Genomic DNA, 16,111 nt, shown 5'->3' on the forward strand with positions numbered 1-16,111 from the left:
CCCGTGCAGGCGATGAAACACTGGTACGCTGACAGGCCCGATCTATTTCACAAAAAGCCACGGAATCGTCCGGGACCCGACAACTACGCTGGCCCTGACCTAGGGAAACAGGCGGAAGAGTTGTTCTCGTCAGCCGGAGAGTATGGTAAGTGCGTGCTGGTCTGTGGGGGGAACACCATTGCAGGCGAAGTGATTTCGCAAGCCCGCGATAAGGTGGTAACTGAGATTGGTGAGAGAGCAACTGGCCGGCTCGGACAAATGTGCAGGTTTGTGTCCAAAAAAGTACTTCCGGTAGTTGGTCCCGTATCTACACTTAATTCCGTGAGGAAAATGTCTGGATGCTTTGTCGATTGTCGCTAGGTTGGAGTCAAGGTGAAACATCGCAAGGAAAGTAAGGTAGAAAGAATTGTCTTCGCGGTGGGTGTGTGCGTCATCACCGTATTGATTGTTGCGTCTACCTTTTTGATTCATCTTGTTTTCAATTCTAGGGTTGAAAGTTTTGAGCTGGGGCAGGTTTTTGCGGAAGAGAACTTATGGGATACGACTAAGGGGTTGGTTGTTTCCGCGCTTCTGGTTGGCATCGTCTATCTAGTGAGAGGGCGGACGCCCGAATGGCGAGTGTCCTCTTTGCGGCTTAGCTATCAGTTACTTATTTTTGGGGTTGTTCTGTTAATGTTGGGGGGTGGTATTTTTGTGTCTGGAAGTTTTTATGGTCTGTCTTTCGGAGAAAAAAATTGGCTTGTAGCCGCGCCGGTTTTGGTTGTCGGAATCCTGTTAATTGGCATCGCGATATGGCGTAGACTGGTCGGTCAGTAGATGTCGAGACTCTGGTGATCGTATACCAGTTTTCGGAATAACTCGGGCCGATCCTGTTGCCGGGCCTTGAGGGTCTGCACCGGCGTGCGGTGATGCAGCACGCGCTGCGGAATATGGTGGTTGTAGAGCCGATTGTAGTCGCGCAGCGTCTGCTCGAGACCGGCGGCCGCATTGAAGCGGGTCGTGCGCAGAATGTCGGCGATGCGGCCGTTGAATCGCTCCACCAGGCCGTTGGTCTCGGGCTGCGAGGTCACCGAGGACACCAACCCCGGCTTCCAGCCCTTCGGCTTCGCCGGCGGGCTCTACGATCCGGACACCGACCTCGTGCGCTTCGGGGCGCGGGACTATGATCCGGAGATGGGGCGGTGGACCGCGAAGGATCCGATCTTGTTCCGGGGCGGCGATACGAACCTCTTCGGCTATGTGCTCATGGATCCGGTGAACGGCATTGATCCTTCTGGCTTGTTCGATTACGGATCTCTTCTAACCGACATGGGCAAGGGGATGACTGTTGGCTTCATCGGTGGGTTTTTGGCGGGTGCCTCGACAACTGCCGGCATGGGCGCTATCCCATCGGGCATATCCGCCGCTCTGGTTGGGGGAATGGCCACCGGGTTTAATAACATATCCGACCAGCTTAGCGATGCAGACGGCGATGGGATCCCCAATGGCGAAGATCCCTTTCCAAATTATGGAACTGATAGCTCCAATGACGGAGACGGCGATGGTGTCCCCGACCTCCTCGATGGTGACGACGGGAACTCGGGAGGGGATGAAGACGACCAAGGCGGCGGGAGCTGTCCACGCTGACGCGCCAATAGAGAAGTCTCAGCAGAGGAAGCAGATGTGACAGCCACGGACGCACTAAATTGGGGGTTGCGGGTTGGAGCGGGATGGGGTGTGGTCATGTCGCTCCTTGAGGGCGATTGTGATTATGCGGTTACTGGGCTTATCGCTTTCCCCGTCGGTGGCTATATATTGTGGCTACTATGGTGGCGACGGATTAAGCAGCGCAACGAGTAATGCCACTTCCGTCGCGCACTTCAAGGCTCGACAGGCGTTGACGCAGGCGGCTTGAGCCCTGACAGTCGTTGAATCAACCGTCTGCAAGGTGATTATCCACCATGAGCCTGGTCGAAGCGCGTGAGCCGTTCGCGCTGGACGTTCTCGATACCGGTTTGCCGGAGGCGGCTTACGAGCGTGTTGCGCCGACACCGGTGCAGGCGCCGGAGCTGTTGCGTCTGAATCGGCCGCTGGCCGCGGAGCTGGGGCTGGACGCCGGGGCGCTGGCGTCGCCGGCGGGGGTCGAGGTGCTCGCGGGTTCCCGGGTGCCCGAGGGGGTCTCGCCCCTCGCGATGGCCTACGCCGGCCACCAGTTCGGGAACTGGGTGCCGAGCCTCGGCGACGGCCGTGCGGTGCTGCTGGGCGAGGTGGTGGACCGTGCCGGGGTGCGCCGCGATCTCCAGCTCAAGGGCGCCGGCCGCACGCCGTTTTCGCGTATGGGCGACGGCCGTGCGGCGCTGGGGCCAGTGTTACGCGAGTACGTCGTCAGCGAGGGTATGGCCGGGCTGGGCATTCCGACCACCCGGGCATTGGCGATGGTAACCACCGGGGAGCGCGTGTTCCGTCAACGCGCGGAACCCGGTGCCGTGCTCACGCGGGTTTCGGCGAGTCACGTCCGCGTCGGCACGTTCGAGTATTTCGCCCGCCGCGGTGACCGTGAGACCGTGCGTGCGCTCGCCGATTACGTCATCCAGCGTCATTATCCGCATCTCGCCGAGGCGGGAGCGCCCTACCAGGCGCTATTCGAGGCCATTGCGGAGCGTACCGGTGAGCTCATCGCGCAGTGGATGCTGGTGGGCTTCATCCACGGCGTGATGAATACCGACAACATCGCCATCAGCGGCGAGACCATCGATTACGGTCCCTGCGCGTTCATGGACGGCTACCATCCCGACACCGTCTACAGCTCCATCGATCTGGGCGGGCGGTACGCGTACAACCAACAGCCGCCTATCGGCCAGTGGAATCTGGCTCGGCTCGCGGAGTGCCTGCTGCCGTTGTTCAGCGAGGACGAGGAACAGGCCATGGACATCGCGTACGCCGGGCTGGATGCCTACGCCAGGCGTTTCGATGAGGTTTATCAGCAGGGGCTGATTGCCAAGATCGGGCTCTCGGAACGCCGGGAGGGCGATGTCGACCTGGCTTCTGATCTGCTCGGCTGCATGGCAGAGCAGCGGGCGGATTTCACGCTGACGTTCCGGCGTCTGGCGGATGTCGCTGGCGGCCATGCCGAGGCGGATGAGCCGGTGCGGGCACTGTTCGGCGACGCGACGGCGTTCGACGGCTGGGTCGCTCGCTGGCGCGAGCGCCTGGCCGCGGAGACGCGTGACGATGGCGCCCGCCGCGCCGCCATGCGGGCGGTGAACCCCGCCTACATCCCGCGCAATCATCGCGTTCAGCAAGTGATCGATGCGGCGGAAGCGGGGGATATGGCGCCACTGGACGAGTTGCTCACCGTGGTCGCCCGGCCCTATGACGATCACGAGGCGTTGGCGGATTACGCGCGGCCGCCGGCGCCGGACGAGGTCGTTCGGCAGACGTTTTGCGGGACGTGAACGGGGAAATAGCCTCGCGCCTCGCAGAATCAAACGCGCCCTTTGTGGTCTTTCGTGTTCTTGGCGTTCAGTCCGCCTTCGATCGGGCCGCCGGCACGTGGTATGCCGACGACCCGGTCAGATGCTGCCTACTGCTGCGGGAGCTTGGAGGCGACGCCCTGGACGTAGTAATCCATACGCAGGAGCTCGTCGTCGGACAGGGCTTCGCCTTTGGCGGCTTTCTCGGTGCCGTCCTTGGCGACCACCGGGCCGGCGAACGGGTGTAGCTCGCCGCTGACGATGGCCTCGCGGGCTTTCTCGACCTTGCCGCGCACGCCTTCCGGCACTGCGTCGCTGAACGCGGCAATGTCCACCATGCCCGAGGCGATGCCCCCCCAGACGTTGCGGGAGCTCCACTCACCGTTGAGAACTTCCCGGGCGCGCTTGGTGTAGAAGTCGCCCCATTCGTGCACCACCGCCGTCAGATGGCTTTCGCCGCCGTACTTGGACATGTCCGAGTGGTAGGCGATGGCGAACTTGTCGCGCTCGGCGGCGGCCTGAACCACGGCGTGGGAATCGGTGTGGTGGGTAACCACATCGGCGCCCTGGTCCATGAGGGTCTCGGCGGCCTGGCGCGCCTTGGACGGGTCGTACCAGGCGTTGATCCAGATGACGTTCACCGCCACTTCCGGATTCACTGCCCGCGCACCGCGGGTGAAGGCGTTGATCGCACGAATTACCTCGGGGATCGGGAAAGCGGCGACGAAGCCGAGCTTGTTCGTTTCGGTCTTCGCGCCCGCGACCATGCCGGCGAGGTAGCGACCTTCGTAGAGCCGCGGCATGTAGGTGCCCACGTTGTCGGCGCGCTTGTAGCCGGTGGCGTGCTCGAACGCGGTGTCGGGGAAGCGTTTGGCCACCTTGATGGTGGGGTTCATGTAACCGAATGACGTGGTGAAGACCAGGTCGGCGCCCCCGCTGGCGAGCTGCTGGATCACGCGCTCGGCGTCCGCGCCCTCGGGGACGTTCTCCACGTACTGCGTCGTGACCTTGTCGCCGAGGGCTTCTTCCATGGCCTTGCGGCCCTGGTCGTGCTGATAGGTCCAGCCGGCGTCGCCGATGGGGCTGACGTAAACGAAGCCCACCTTGATGGAGTCCTCCGCGGCGAGGGCCGAGGCGGAGAACGCCGCCGCAGCAAGGCCCGCCGTGAGCGCCTTGGTTATTGTGCGTTTGAGCATCGGTTGCCTCCTTGAGGTCACAGTGGCCGCGGCGTGATGCCGCTCAGCCGGTGGCGAAGAAGGGTTTGGTCAGCGAAGCGGGACGGTTGAGCCGCAGCTTCGTCTGATCCCGCGAAAGCAGCACCAGGACCACGATGGTGGCCAGGTAGGGCAGGCTCGACAGCGCCTGGGAGGGAATGGGCACCCCGAGGCCCTGGAGCTCGAATCCCAGCCGGGTAATGCCGCCGAAGAGGTAGGCCCCCACGAGCACACGCCCCGGGCGCCAGGAGGCGAACACCACCAGTGCCACCGCGATCCAGCCGCGGCCGGCGACCAGGTTCTCCACCCACAGATGTGGTTCCACCAGTGACATGTAGGCACCGCCGAGCCCGGCGAGGGAGCCGCCGACGCAGACCGCGAGATAGCGGAGGGCGATTACCGGGTAGCCCATGGCATGGGCGGATTCCGGGGATTCGCCCACGGCCCGCATCACCAGACCTGCGCGGGTGTGGTAGGTGAACACGATGATCGCTACGCCGAGAGCGAGGCTCACGTATACCATGGGGTCCTGGCTGAAGACGATGGGCCCGACGATGGGCAGGTCCGAGAGTACCGGGATGTCGAGCTTGGCGAGTCCCTTGATGCCCTCGCCCTCGTACGGTCGGCCCATGAATGCCGACAGCCCCACGCCGAAGATGGTGAGCGCGAGCCCCGAGGCCACCTGATTGGCCCGGAAAGTCTGGGTGAGCACGGCGAACAGCGCCGCCATCACCGCCCCGGCGACCATGGAGGCGACGAAGCCGAGCACCTGGCTGTCGGACTCCACGAAGGCGATGAACCCGGTCACCGCACCCACGAGCATCATGCCCTCGGTACCCAGGTTGAGGACGCCGGTCTTCTCGGCGAGGAACTCGCCGAGCCCGGCGAGCACCAGGGGTGTGCCCATGACCAGCGTGGCCGCGAGCCAGGTGACGACGTTGAATCCTCCGATCTCGATCATGCCGCCTCCTCTGCGCTGCGGCCGGTGATGCGCACGCGGAAGTTCACGAACAGGTCCACCGCCAGAATGAAGAACAGCAGCATGCCCTGGAACACGCCGGTGACCGAGTCCGGTACCTGCAGGGCGATCTGCGCGGTCTCGCCACCCAGGTAGATCAGCGCCATCAAAAGCCCGGCGAAGAGGATGCCCACCGGGTGCAGTCGCCCGAGGTAGGCGACGATGATCGCGGCGAAGCCGTATTCCGGTGAAATGTCGGGCAGGAGCTGGCCGATGGGCCCGGCTACCTCGTTCACCCCGGCGAGGCCGGCGGCGCCACCGCCGATGAGCAGGCTCAGCCAGGTCATGCGCGCGGCGTTGATGCCGGCGTAGTGGGCGGCGGCGGGCGCGAGCCCGGCGGCGCGGATCTGGAAGCCCAGATGCAGACGCGTGAGCAGTAGGTAGAGCCCGGCCAGCGCGGCGAGGGCGATGAGGAAGGCGAAGTTGATACGCATGCCCTCCACCAGCGGCGACCAGGTAGCGGCCTCGTGGAACAGTCGCGACTCCGGAAAGCCGAAGCCCTCGGGATTGCGCAGCGGGCCGTTGACGAGGTAGACGAGCAGCAGCTCGGCGACGTAGACGAGCATCAGGCTCACCAGGATCTCGTTGGTGTTGAAGCGGGTGCGCAGAAACGCGGGAATGGCCGCCCAGGCCATGCCGCCTAGGGTGCCGGCGAGGATCATCAGCGGCAGCAGCCACCAGGCATCCACGCCGTGGAAGGCGAGTGCCACACCGCCACCACAGATGCCACCGAGAATGAGCTGACCCTCGGCGCCGATGTTCCAGACACCCGCGCGAAAGCCCACCGTGAGCCCGGCGGCGATGAGGATGAGCGGGGCGGCCTTGATGGTGAGCTCGCCGAGGCCGTACAGGCTCGCCACCGGCTGCACGAAGAATACGTAGAACGCGTTGACGGGCGCCTTGCCCAGGGCGGCGAAGACCACCAGGCCGAAGACGAGCGTCAGCACGCCCGCGATGAGCGGCGAGGCGTAAAGCATTGCCCTGGATGGCTCGGGGCGTTTCTCCAGTTTAAGCGCCATGGTCCGCCACCTCCTCTGCCGCGGGAATCTCACGCGGTACCTCGCCGGCTCCGGGGAACAGGCCGCCCATCCAGCGGCCGATTTCCTCGTAGGAGGTCTCGGCGACCGCGCGGGCGGGGGAGAGGTGGCCGTTGAAGATCACCGCGACCCGGTCGGAGATCTCGAAGAGCTCGTCGAGATCCTCCGAGAACACGATGGTGGCGCAGCCGGCGGTGCGCAGATCCACCAGCGCCTGATGGATGGCCGCGGCGGCGCCCACGTCCACGCCCCAGGTGGGCTGGCCGGCGATCAGCACCCGCGGTGACTGCAGGATCTCGCGACCGACGATGAACTTCTGCAGGTTGCCCCCGGAGAGGCTGCGCGCCTGCACGGACACGTTCGGGCAGCGCACGTCGAAGCGCTGGCGGATACGCTCCGCGAGCTCGCGCGCCCTGGCGTAGCGGATCATTCCGCGATGCACGAGCCCCTGGTGGGCACCGGTGAGCAGGGTGTTCTCCACCAGCGCCATCTCCGGCACCGAGCCGCGGCCCAGGCGCTCCTCGGGCACGAAGGCGAGGCCGAGGCGCCGGCGTTGGTCGGGCCCGAGGGTGCCCACGGGCTCACCGTCGATGGTGATCTGGCCGGCCGATGGCGCGGGCCACTCCCCGGAGAGCAGGCGCATGAGCTCTGCCTGGCCGTTGCCCGACACGCCGGCGATGCCCATGATCTCGCCGCCGTGAACGGCCAGGTTCATGTCCACCAGACTCACGCCGAAGGGGTCGCGGGTCGGGCGCGTGAGCCCCTCGAGCGCCAGTACCGGTTCCGGCGTCGGGGTGGCGGCGGGGCGTTCCGCCTGGGGAAGCTGGGTGCCGATCATCATCTCGGCGAGGCTCCTGGGCGTCTCCTCGCTCGGAGTGCAGTGCGCGGACACCCGCCCCTGGCGCAGCACCGTCGCCGATTCGCACAGGGCCTGGATCTCGCCGAGCTTGTGGCTGATGTAGAGGATGCTGATGCCCTCGTCGCGCAGCTGGCGCAGCGTCTCGAACAGCCGGTCGACCTCGCGTGGCGTGAGCACCGAGGTGGGCTCGTCCATGATCAGCAGGCCCGGGTGCTGAAGCAGGCAGCGCACGATCTCCACGCGCTGGCGCTCGCCCACGGAGAGGTTGAGCACGGTGCGCCGCGGGTCCAGCGGCAGCCCGTAGAGCTCGGAGACCTCCACGATTCGCGTGTCGAGTGCCCGCCGGTCGCCGGGCTCGTCGAGCCCGAGAGCGATGTTCTCGGCGATGGTCAGCGTCTCGAACAGGGAGAAGTGCTGAAAAACCATGCCGATGCCCAGGTGCCGCGCCTGGGCTGGCGAGGCGATGGTCACCGGATCGCCTTCCCAGTGGATGTTGCCGCTGTCGGGCTGGTGGACCCCGTAGATGCACTTCACCAGCGTACTCTTGCCGGCGCCATTCTCGCCGAGCAGGGCGTGGATCTCGCCCGGGGCGACCTGCAGGTCCACCCGGTCGTTGGCAAGAACGCCGGGAAAGCGCTTGCTTACGCCTTTGAGCTCCAGGCGCGGGATCGAATGCCGGACGCCGGCTTCAGCCGCCGTTTGCTCCATGATGATGCTCGCTCCCCTTTGCGTGCGGGTGGCCCGCTGTGCACCGAATCGATGCATCGGCGCACAGCATCGGCACGCGTTTGCAACCAGTGTGCCCGTTCACGTCCTGCCGTGCAGGTGCGTACTGAACGGGCCGATCAAATGAACGCAAAAAACGTTCCTGATTGTCGCCAAAGATGGTGGGCAGGGGGCATGGCACCGGCGGCCCGGGTGGCCGCCCACGGGGGCGCAGCAGTGCGGTGATCGTACATGGCTCTCCTCCGTCGTGGCCCGTTGCGCGGGCTCTTTGCGTCTGCGGCGGCTTTGCCGCCGTCTGGTGTTGTCGCACGGCGATCGGGATGCGATTGCACCCAGAAATTGCCTACAGACAAAGCTGTATCGGTATACAAGAAAAGTCAACAATTATTCGGAGACTGCGGGAGCTGCCCGCAACAGGCGGCAGGAACTGGCGACAACCAGCAACGCTGACTATAGGCTTTGTCGTCTCTCAGGGCACTAGCAGGTTGTTGAGCAACGCAATGGTTAGTCAATCACGCCATTGGCTTTAAGCACGTCTGAGATCCACTCCTGAAACACCCTGATCCGCGATGGCAGGTTCCGGCGTTTCGCATACAGAAACGATAGTTGCATCGCCGGAGGACGGAGCTGGGGCGCGATCTCGACCAGTTCGCCTGACGCCAGCAGGTCCTGCACGTCGAACTTCGGGATCTGGATCACGCCCAGGCCTGCGCGGGCGCTGGCGATATAGGCTTCCGCATTGTCCACGGTGATCAGGCTCTTGGTCGCCAGCGTTCTGGTCCTGGCCCCGTCGACATACTCCCATTCCGCCTCGGGATACGGACGACGCGCGGCGTAGTTCACGACGTAGTGGCCCGGAAGATCATCGAGCTCTTCCGGCACACCGTGTTCTGCGAGATAGCCCGGGCTGGCGCAGTTGATCAGCTCGACATCGCCGAGCTTGCGGCATATCAGCTCGGAATCGGTGAGTGCCCCCACTCGTATCACGCAATCGACGCCTTCGGAGATGATGTCGACGAGCCGGTCGGTCATGCTCAACTCCAACTCGATGCCCGGGTGTGCCTGCAGGAAGCCCGGCAACGCCGGAATGACAATGCGACGACCGATCCGGCTTGGCATATCGATCCGCAAACGACCCTGAACGGTGTCCGGGTCCGGGTGAAACATCTGCTCCGATGCCTCGACGGCGTCGACGATCTCCCGCGCCGCTTCGAGAAACTGCAACCCGTCATGGGTGGCCGTCACCTGTCGCGTGGTGCGCCGTAGGAGTTGAGTCTTCAGGCGGTCTTCGAGCGTCTGGATTTCGGTGGAGACGGTCGAACGGGGCAGATTCATCGCCTCGGCGGCCCGTGTGAAGTTGCCGCTCTCCATCACCTGAATGAAAACCTGCATCTGGCGAAACCTGTCCATCGCGCCCCACCTTGATTGTTCGTGAATATCGACAACTGCTGTCGATTCCGGCTGATTTATACATCAGATGCTACCGGTATAGCGTGTTCCGGACGACGCGGCGAATCGCTGTGTCCGTTCAGCAACGAAGGAGGCGAACATGTCCAGGAACAGCATCGAGGGGAAGGTCGTTCTGATCGCCGGCGGCGCGAAGAATCTTGGCGGGCTGCTCGCCCGCGACCTCGCGGGACACGGCGCCAAGGCGGTGGCGATCCACTACAACAGCGACAGCGCTCGCGAGGCGGCTGATGAAACCGCCACCGCCGTGCGCGAAGCCGGCGCCGAAGCGGCGACGTTTCAGGCGGACCTGACCACCGCCGCGGCCAACGAGAAGCTTTTCGCCGACGTGGTCGCGAAGCTCGGCCAACCGGATATCGCCGTCAACACGGTGGGCATGGTGCTCAAGAAGCCAATGGTCGACATCACGGAGGACGAATACGACCGGATGTCCGCCGTGAACGCCAAGTCCGCGTTCTTCTTCCTCAAGGAGTGCGGTCGCAACGTGGCCGATAACGGCAAGGTCTGCACGATCGTGACGTCGCTGTTGGGCGCGTACACCCCGTTCTACGCCACCTATGCCGGGCTCAAGGCGCCGGTCGAGCATTTCACTCGCGCCGCGTCCAAGGAGTTCGGCGAGCGTGGCATCTCCGTCACCGCGATCGGCCCCGGACCGATGGACACACCCTTCTTCTATCCGGCGGAAAGCGAGGAGGCCGTGCAATTCCACAAGACCGCCGCGGCGCTGTCGCCATTCTCCGGTAGTGGCCTGACCGAGATCGAGGATATCGTGCCCCACGTGCGCTTCATGGTCTCGGAAGGCTGGTGGATGACCGGCCAGACCATCCTGGTCAACGGCGGCTATACCACCAAGTGACACCCCGCCAGGCTGGCGGGCTGCGCGCGCCAGCCCGGACGTCCCCGAGCGCTTCGGCGAAACCGGCACGGGCAAGGGGGCTGGCTCGACCCCGAGCCTGTGCGGCCGGACTCGTTAATTCGTATGCACCGAGCCCCGAGGCCGCGCTGGCGGTGTTTATCACCTCCATCACCTATCACGCCGTGATGTGCGTCGTGCTGGCGCTCTACACCTTTCGCGCACCCACGGTCCTCACCGACGTGGTGCTCGCCGCGACTTCGCTGTATCTCGTGATCGGTTCCGGATTCGCGGCGATCCTGTCGCTCATCGAGTGGCTGGCTCCGGGGTCGTTCGTCGCCAGCTCCGGGGCCGAGATCACATGGCAGAAAATGGTCTACTACAGCTATGTCACGCTGACGACGCTGGGCTATGGCGATATCACGCCCGTCGGCTTCTACGCCCAGGCCTTCGCCTCCCTGGAGGACGTCGTGGGCGTGCTCTACACCGTGATCCTGCTCTCGCGGCTGGTCGGGCTTCATGCCAGCAAGTAGGAAGTTCCCTCTTTGCGCTGAGAACGCTCGCCCGTTGCCGCCAGTGTTTTGTTTCAGAATTTCGTTGCATTGCTGAGAGCCCGGCTCTCGCCAGGGCCAGGCACGGCGACGAGTCGTAGCAGGGCCTACGGCGAGGAGGCGCAACACCGCCCTGGCGAGGCTGGGGCGTTTCCTTCGGGCGCGCCATGACGCGCAGGAATGCAACGAAATTCTGATACAGGACACCAGTCGAGCACCGTATCCATCAGTATCCGCAGTTTGCGGATCGGGAGATCCGCCGGCACCCGCGGCTCTACGGAGCATATCCCCAGCGGCTGAATGTCCGGATTCCGCACCCATTTCACCGATCACTGGTGGTCCCACTAGCGGCGGGTGTGCATGAGCTTGCCGAATCCGCAGGAAGGCGGGCGCAGAGAAGCGAAAGACACCTGCGGGCGGGCAATGCCCGCCCCCGATAGCGGAGGCGGGCGGAGAGGGCCGGGCTATTCGCCCGTGCCGATGAGCGCGGAGACATCCATCTGGGGCACGGCGAAGCTCGTGTAGCTGTGCTCGGCGACGCCGTACCAGGCGTACTGGCTATCCCGGAACTCCTTCCACTGGCGATAGACCTTGGCCCAGGTTTCGTTCTCGCTGGCCAGGTCCTCGTACATCTCGAAGGCGTTCTTCTGGGCGGCTGCCATGATCTCGTCCGAGTAGGTGCGCAGCTTCACGCCCTTGTCCAGCAGGCGCTTGAGCGCCGCGGGGTTGCGCGTGTCGTAGCGCGAGATCATGAGCTGGTTGGATTCCGCGGCGGCGACCCTGAGCGCGTTCTGGTAGTCCTTGGGCAGCTTGTCGAACTCGTCCCGGTTGAAGTAGACGGAAAGCTGTGCGCTTGGCTCCCACCAGCTGGGGGCGTAGTAGTACTCGGCGGCCTGGTAGAAGCCGAGCTTCTCGTCGTCGTACGGGCCCACCCACTCCGTGGCATCGATGACGCCGCGTTCCAGCGCCGGGAAGATTTCCGCGGCCGCCAGCGTCTGCACGTTGACGCCGAGAGAGTCCATCACCTTGCCGCCGAAGCCGGGGATGCGCATTTTCAGGCCTTTCAGGGAGGCGAGGTCCGGCACTTCCCTGCGGAACCAGCCGCCCATCTGGCAGGTGGTGTTACCGGCCGGATAGGCGTAGATGTTGAAGTCCGAGAAGACCTCGTCGTTCATCAGCTCGATGCCGCCGGCCTGGTACATCCAGGCATTCTGCATACGCGCGGTGAAGCCGAAGGGGATCGTGGTGTCGATCGCGAGTGCCGGGTTCTTGCCCACGTAATAGTACGAGGCGGTGTGACCGGCCTGAACCGTCCCTGCCTGGACGGCGTCGAGAACCTGCAGGCCGCCGACGAGCTCGCCGCCGGCGTAGGGGCGGATGTCGAAGCGCCCGCCGGTGAGCTCCTTGACGCGTTCGGCGATGTGCTCGGCGCCACCGAAAATGGTGTCCAGGCTGGTGGGCCAGCTCGTGGCCATGCGCCAGCGCACCCGTGGCGACTGGGCGTGGACGTACGGGGCACCTACGCTGGCGGCACCGGCGACGGCGCCGAGGCCGGCGGTTTTGACGAAGTCACGACGCTTCATGTCTCTCTCCTCGTCGGGTTGTTGTGGTTACCCGGCCCCGCTTCCCCGCGGAGCCCAACCGGGTTCTTCAGTGATCAGGGTACCAACCAGTTCACCAACGGCGGATAGACGATCACCAGGGTCAGGCCGATGATCTGGATGGCGATGAAGGGGATTACCCCTCGGTAGATCTCATATGTGTGGATCGAGGCCGGCGTCACGCCGCGGAGGTAGAACAGCGAGAAACCGAACGGGGGCGTCAGGAACGAGGTCTGCAGGTTCATGGCGATGATCACGCCGAACCACACCAGGTCGATGTCGAGCACCTGTGCCGCCGGAACCAGCAGCGGCAGCACGATGAAAGCGATCTCGAAGAAGTCGATGAAAAAGCCCAGGCCGAAGACCACCAGGTTGGCGACGATGAGAAAGCCGATCTCGCCGCCGGGGAGGTTGGTGAGCATGTCCTCGATCCACAGATCGCCGTAGAAGCCCCGGAAGATCAGGCTGAAGGCGCGCGATCCCACGAGGATGAACATCACCATGGCGGTCAGCCGCGTGGTGGCGTCCATGGTGTCGGTCAGTGCCTTCAGGGTCAGGCGGCGGTTGGCCGCGGCCAGCACGGTTGCACCCAGGGCGCCGAAGGCGCCGGCCTCCGTCGGCGTGGCGATACCGGCGAAGATGGTCCCGAGCACCACGATGATCAGCAGCAGCGGCGGGATCATGACCAGTAGCACCCGCGCCAGCAGCGCGGGAAGGTTCGCCGGTCGGTCCTCCGGGGGCAGGGCCGGCGCCGCGCTTGGCTTGACCAGCGCCACGCCGCCGGCGTACAGGGCGTACATGGTCGCGAGCGCCACCCCGGGCAGCAGCGAGCCCCGGAAGAGATCCCCCACGGAGACGCCGATCTGGTCGGCGAGCACGATGAGGACCACGCTCGGCGGAATGACCTGGCCGAGGGTGCCCGAGGCGGCGATTACCCCGGTGGAGAGCACGCGCGAGTAGCCATAGCGCATCATTACCGGCAGCGAGATCAGCCCCATGGCAACCACGGTGGCGCCCACGACGCCGGTGGCTGCCGCGAGCAGCGTACCCACGACGACCACCGAAAGGGCCAGCCCGCCACGCATGGGGCCGAAGAGCTGGCCCATGGTCTTGAGCAGGTCCTCGGCGAGCCCGGAGCGCTCGAGCATGGTGCCCATGAAGATGAAATAAGGCACCGCCAGCAGCGTGTAATTCTCCATGATGGAGTACACGCCCTGGGGCAGGGCCGTGAGCAGGTTGAAGTCGAACGCGCCCACGGCAATGCCCACGGGCACGAACGCCAGCGCCGCGCCGGCGAGGGCGAAGGCGACGGGATAGCCGGAGAAGATGAAGACCAGCGCGGCGAGGAACATCAGCCCCGCATAGTGTTCCAGCATCATAGGTTGCGCACCCGCTCATCGTCGGCGTTCGGGGTGTCGTCCTGGAGCCGCTCGCGGTCGCCGGTGAGCACGGCGGCCGCCTTGATCGCCTGGGAGATGCCCTGCAGGCCCAGCAGTACGAACGCCACCGGGACCACCGTCTTGATGGGGTAGCGCGGCAGGCCGCCCGGGTTGCCGGACATCTCCAGTGTCTGCCAGGAGAACGACACCCACTTGATCGACAGCCACGTGAGCAGCACGCAGAAGGGCAGCAGGAAGAGCAGCGTGCCGGCCAGGTCCACGATGGCTCGGCCACGCTCGCCGAGCTGGCCGTAGACCACGTCCACGCGGACGTGGCCGTTGCTGTTGAGTGTGTACGACGCCCCCAGCAGGAAGAGGATACCGAAGAGATACCACTGTGCCTCGAGGTAGGCGTTGGAGGCGAGGTTTTCGCCGATGTAGGCGCCGAGGTAGCGTACGGTGGCGTTATACACGCCGATGAGAATCATCAGCAGGCCGAGCCAGTACACCAGGCGGCCGACCCAGCGGTTGAGCCCGTCGATGTAGCGGGCGATTGTCAGCAAGCCCTGCATGGCCGCTCCCCTTGCCTGTGGACGGCATCGGTTGGATTCCGCCCCCATGGTGTTATCGGCGCCCGCAGGGACTGCCGGTTGCCGGCGAGTTACGGCGCGCCATTGTTATTCGGCCGGCTACGGCACGGTTGACGCCGCCAGCGCCGGTCTCCAGGCCGATCGGTCCTGTGGTCGGACCAATGCCCGCGAACGCTAGCGGGCGCGCGCGCGGGCGTCAAGGCCAAGACGCGGTGCGGGAAGCGGCGGCGGTTACCAGCGCAGCAGCTCCCACTGATGGATGTCGGGGGCGTCCAGATTGTCCGGGTAGCGGCTCTCGAAGCTGCCGTCACCGTTGGCGTCGTAGAGGAAGTAGGGCGGCCCCCAGCCCGGATCGATGCGCACTGCGTAGACCTGGCCGGCAACGCTGTACTCGCGGATCTCCGCCCAGGGCCGGCTGACGATGGTGACGCTCGGCTCGATGGGCTCGCCGAGGGTAAGCTCGTCGGGGGGCGGCGGCGGGACCACGTTGACATCGGCGTCGCCGTCCTCCGCCGCGGATGCGGTGACGCAGACGGTGAGGACGGCGGCCAGAGCGAACGCTCGTATGCGCATCATAGGTCCACGAGAATGTCGGCCTCGGCCTGGGAGGGTTCGAAGCCGCGGCGCTCGTAGTGATCGAAGATGGCGTCGACCACTGCCTGGGGCTCGTCGATGACCTGGAAGAGGTCCATGTCCTCGGCGTTGATGGTGCCCTCTGCCACCAGGCTGTCCCGGAACCAGTCAATGAGACCCTGCCAGTACCCGGCACCCACCAGGATGATGGGTATGCGCCGGGTCTTGCCGGTCTGTACCAGCGTGAGGATCTCCGCGAGCTCGTCGAGCGTTCCGAAGCCGCCCGGCAGTACCACGTACGCCGAGGCGTACTTCACGAACATCACCTTGCGCGAGAAGAAGTGGCGGAAGTTGAGCGCGATGTCCTGATAAGGGTTGCCGGACTGCTCGTGGGGGAGCTGAATGTTGAGCCCGATGCTCGGCGACTTGCCCGCGAACGCCCCCTTGTTGGCGGCTTCCATGATGCCCGGGCCACCGCCGCTGACCACTGAGAAACCGGCGTCCGAGAGGGCGTGGGCGATCTCTTCGGCGAGCTTGTACCAGGCATGGTCGGGCGGTGTTCGCGCCGAGCCGAACATGCTCACCGACGGTTTGATGCGGGCCAGGCGTTCGAACCCCTCCACGAACTCCGCCATGATCTGGAAGATCTTCCATGACTCCCGGGTCATCACCGAGTCGTTGAGCGGCGGGCGCTCCCGCTCGTCGAACTTGCCGCGACGCTGCTCGGTCAAGGCGCTCCCTCCCTTACCTTGTGCTGGGATTCCACTGTAACGCCGGGGTCGGTCTTGTAC

15 protein-coding genes and 1 pseudogene are annotated in these 16,111 nt (G+C 64.9%); 5 read left to right on the top strand and 11 right to left on the bottom strand.

Translation table 11 applies throughout. The annotated features are described in order from the left end of the window. The first annotated feature begins 372 nt into the window (after positions 1-372). Complete coding sequence (locus tag ACPEES_RS07480) at positions 373-816, top strand: hypothetical protein (RefSeq protein ID WP_435102653.1); 444 nt, start codon at positions 373-375, stop codon at positions 814-816. Here ACPEES_RS07480 and ACPEES_RS07485 read toward each other — a convergent pair. Then, a pseudogene (locus ACPEES_RS07485) lies at positions 810-1,058 on the bottom strand (integrase core domain-containing protein); the annotation flags it as partial. The gene ACPEES_RS07480 and the pseudogene ACPEES_RS07485 overlap by 7 nt on opposite strands. On the opposite strand from ACPEES_RS07485, the gene ACPEES_RS07490 reads away from it, so the two are divergent. Further along, the gene (locus tag ACPEES_RS07490) at positions 1,018-1,626 is read left to right on the top strand and encodes an RHS repeat-associated core domain-containing protein (RefSeq protein WP_435102655.1); all 609 of its coding nucleotides are present in this window, start codon (positions 1,018-1,020) and stop codon (positions 1,624-1,626) included. The pseudogene ACPEES_RS07485 and the gene ACPEES_RS07490 sit on opposite strands and share 41 nt — an antisense overlap. 314 nt (positions 1,627-1,940) lie before the next feature. Further along, entirely contained in the window at positions 1,941-3,434 is a 1,494-nt protein-coding gene (locus tag ACPEES_RS07495; RefSeq protein ID WP_435102657.1) for a protein adenylyltransferase SelO, read from the top strand. Positions 3,435-3,562: 128 nt separating this feature from the next. Here ACPEES_RS07495 and ACPEES_RS07500 read toward each other — a convergent pair whose 3' ends face one another. From ACPEES_RS07500 to ACPEES_RS07520, 5 genes are all read right to left on the bottom strand, one after another. Next, positions 3,563-4,648, bottom strand: a complete 1,086-nt coding sequence (locus tag ACPEES_RS07500) for a BMP family ABC transporter substrate-binding protein (protein ID WP_435102659.1) — start codon at positions 4,646-4,648, stop codon at positions 3,563-3,565. 43 nt (positions 4,649-4,691) lie between these two features. Further along, on the bottom strand, positions 4,692-5,627 hold the full coding sequence (locus tag ACPEES_RS07505) for an ABC transporter permease (RefSeq protein WP_435102661.1): 936 nt from the start codon (positions 5,625-5,627) through the stop codon (positions 4,692-4,694). Beyond that, on the bottom strand, positions 5,624-6,703 hold the full coding sequence (locus tag ACPEES_RS07510) for an ABC transporter permease (protein ID WP_435102663.1): 1,080 nt from the start codon (positions 6,701-6,703) through the stop codon (positions 5,624-5,626). Before ACPEES_RS07510 ends, ACPEES_RS07505 begins: the two co-directional genes overlap by 4 nt. After that, positions 6,693-8,288 (bottom strand): ABC transporter ATP-binding protein, encoded by a 1,596-nt coding sequence (locus tag ACPEES_RS07515; protein ID WP_435102665.1) that lies wholly within the window; start codon positions 8,286-8,288, stop codon positions 6,693-6,695. The genes ACPEES_RS07510 and ACPEES_RS07515 overlap by 11 nt, the downstream gene beginning before the upstream one ends. A 522-nt stretch (positions 8,289-8,810) precedes the next feature. After that, positions 8,811-9,716, bottom strand: coding sequence for a LysR family transcriptional regulator (locus ACPEES_RS07520; RefSeq protein WP_435102667.1), 906 nt, complete (start codon positions 9,714-9,716; stop codon positions 8,811-8,813). A 139-nt stretch (positions 9,717-9,855) separates the two neighbouring features. Here ACPEES_RS07520 and ACPEES_RS07525 point away from each other — a divergent pair, with 139 nt between their 5' ends. Then, entirely contained in the window at positions 9,856-10,629 is a 774-nt protein-coding gene (locus tag ACPEES_RS07525) for an SDR family oxidoreductase (protein WP_435102669.1), read from the top strand. Between the two features lie 152 nt (positions 10,630-10,781). After that, a complete protein-coding gene (locus ACPEES_RS07530; protein WP_435102671.1) occupies positions 10,782-11,159 on the top strand; it encodes a potassium channel family protein in 378 nt (125 codons plus the stop codon). Positions 11,160-11,641: 482 nt separating this feature from the next. On the opposite strand, the gene ACPEES_RS07535 is transcribed toward ACPEES_RS07530, so the two are convergent. The 5 genes from ACPEES_RS07535 to ACPEES_RS07555 form a co-directional block, all read right to left on the bottom strand. Beyond that, positions 11,642-12,760: a TRAP transporter substrate-binding protein gene (locus ACPEES_RS07535; RefSeq protein ID WP_435102673.1), complete on the bottom strand. Its 1,119-nt coding sequence runs from the start codon at positions 12,758-12,760 to the stop codon at positions 11,642-11,644. 74 nt (positions 12,761-12,834) lie between these two features. Continuing rightward, complete coding sequence (locus ACPEES_RS07540) at positions 12,835-14,157, bottom strand: TRAP transporter large permease (RefSeq protein WP_435102675.1); 1,323 nt, start codon at positions 14,155-14,157, stop codon at positions 12,835-12,837. Beyond that, entirely contained in the window at positions 14,154-14,729 is a 576-nt protein-coding gene (locus ACPEES_RS07545) for a TRAP transporter small permease subunit (RefSeq protein WP_435102677.1), read from the bottom strand. Before ACPEES_RS07545 ends, ACPEES_RS07540 begins: the two co-directional genes overlap by 4 nt. 249 nt (positions 14,730-14,978) lie before the next feature. Then, positions 14,979-15,323, bottom strand: a complete 345-nt coding sequence (locus tag ACPEES_RS07550) for a DUF2782 domain-containing protein (protein ID WP_435102679.1) — start codon at positions 15,321-15,323, stop codon at positions 14,979-14,981. Next, entirely contained in the window at positions 15,320-15,988 is a 669-nt protein-coding gene (locus ACPEES_RS07555) for a TIGR00730 family Rossman fold protein (protein ID WP_435102906.1), read from the bottom strand. Before ACPEES_RS07555 ends, ACPEES_RS07550 begins: the two co-directional genes overlap by 4 nt. Between the last annotated feature and the right edge of the window lie 123 nt (positions 15,989-16,111).

It is taken from the genome of Arhodomonas sp. AD133 (assembly GCF_051195215.1).
In the GTDB taxonomy this organism is placed as follows: domain Bacteria; phylum Pseudomonadota; class Gammaproteobacteria; order Nitrococcales; family Nitrococcaceae; genus Arhodomonas.

Coding starts and splice junctions, on each gene's coding strand:
- ACPEES_RS07490 (WP_435102655.1), top strand. CDS start 1,018: ATGCGGCCGTTGAATCGCTCCACCAGGCCGTTGGTCTCGGGCTGCGAG.
- ACPEES_RS07495 (WP_435102657.1), top strand. CDS start 1,941: ATGAGCCTGGTCGAAGCGCGTGAGCCGTTCGCGCTGGACGTTCTCGAT.
- ACPEES_RS07500 (WP_435102659.1), bottom strand. CDS start 4,648: ATGCTCAAACGCACAATAACCAAGGCGCTCACGGCGGGCCTTGCTGCG.
- ACPEES_RS07505 (WP_435102661.1), bottom strand. CDS start 5,627: ATGATCGAGATCGGAGGATTCAACGTCGTCACCTGGCTCGCGGCCACG.
- ACPEES_RS07510 (WP_435102663.1), bottom strand. CDS start 6,703: ATGGCGCTTAAACTGGAGAAACGCCCCGAGCCATCCAGGGCAATGCTT.
- ACPEES_RS07515 (WP_435102665.1), bottom strand. CDS start 8,288: ATGGAGCAAACGGCGGCTGAAGCCGGCGTCCGGCATTCGATCCCGCGC.
- ACPEES_RS07520 (WP_435102667.1), bottom strand. CDS start 9,716: ATGGACAGGTTTCGCCAGATGCAGGTTTTCATTCAGGTGATGGAGAGC.
- ACPEES_RS07525 (WP_435102669.1), top strand. CDS start 9,856: ATGTCCAGGAACAGCATCGAGGGGAAGGTCGTTCTGATCGCCGGCGGC.
- ACPEES_RS07535 (WP_435102673.1), bottom strand. CDS start 12,760: ATGAAGCGTCGTGACTTCGTCAAAACCGCCGGCCTCGGCGCCGTCGCC.
- ACPEES_RS07540 (WP_435102675.1), bottom strand. CDS start 14,157: ATGATGCTGGAACACTATGCGGGGCTGATGTTCCTCGCCGCGCTGGTC.
- ACPEES_RS07545 (WP_435102677.1), bottom strand. CDS start 14,729: ATGCAGGGCTTGCTGACAATCGCCCGCTACATCGACGGGCTCAACCGC.
- ACPEES_RS07550 (WP_435102679.1), bottom strand. CDS start 15,323: ATGATGCGCATACGAGCGTTCGCTCTGGCCGCCGTCCTCACCGTCTGC.
- ACPEES_RS07555 (WP_435102906.1), bottom strand. CDS start 15,988: ATGACCCGGGAGTCATGGAAGATCTTCCAGATCATGGCGGAGTTCGTG.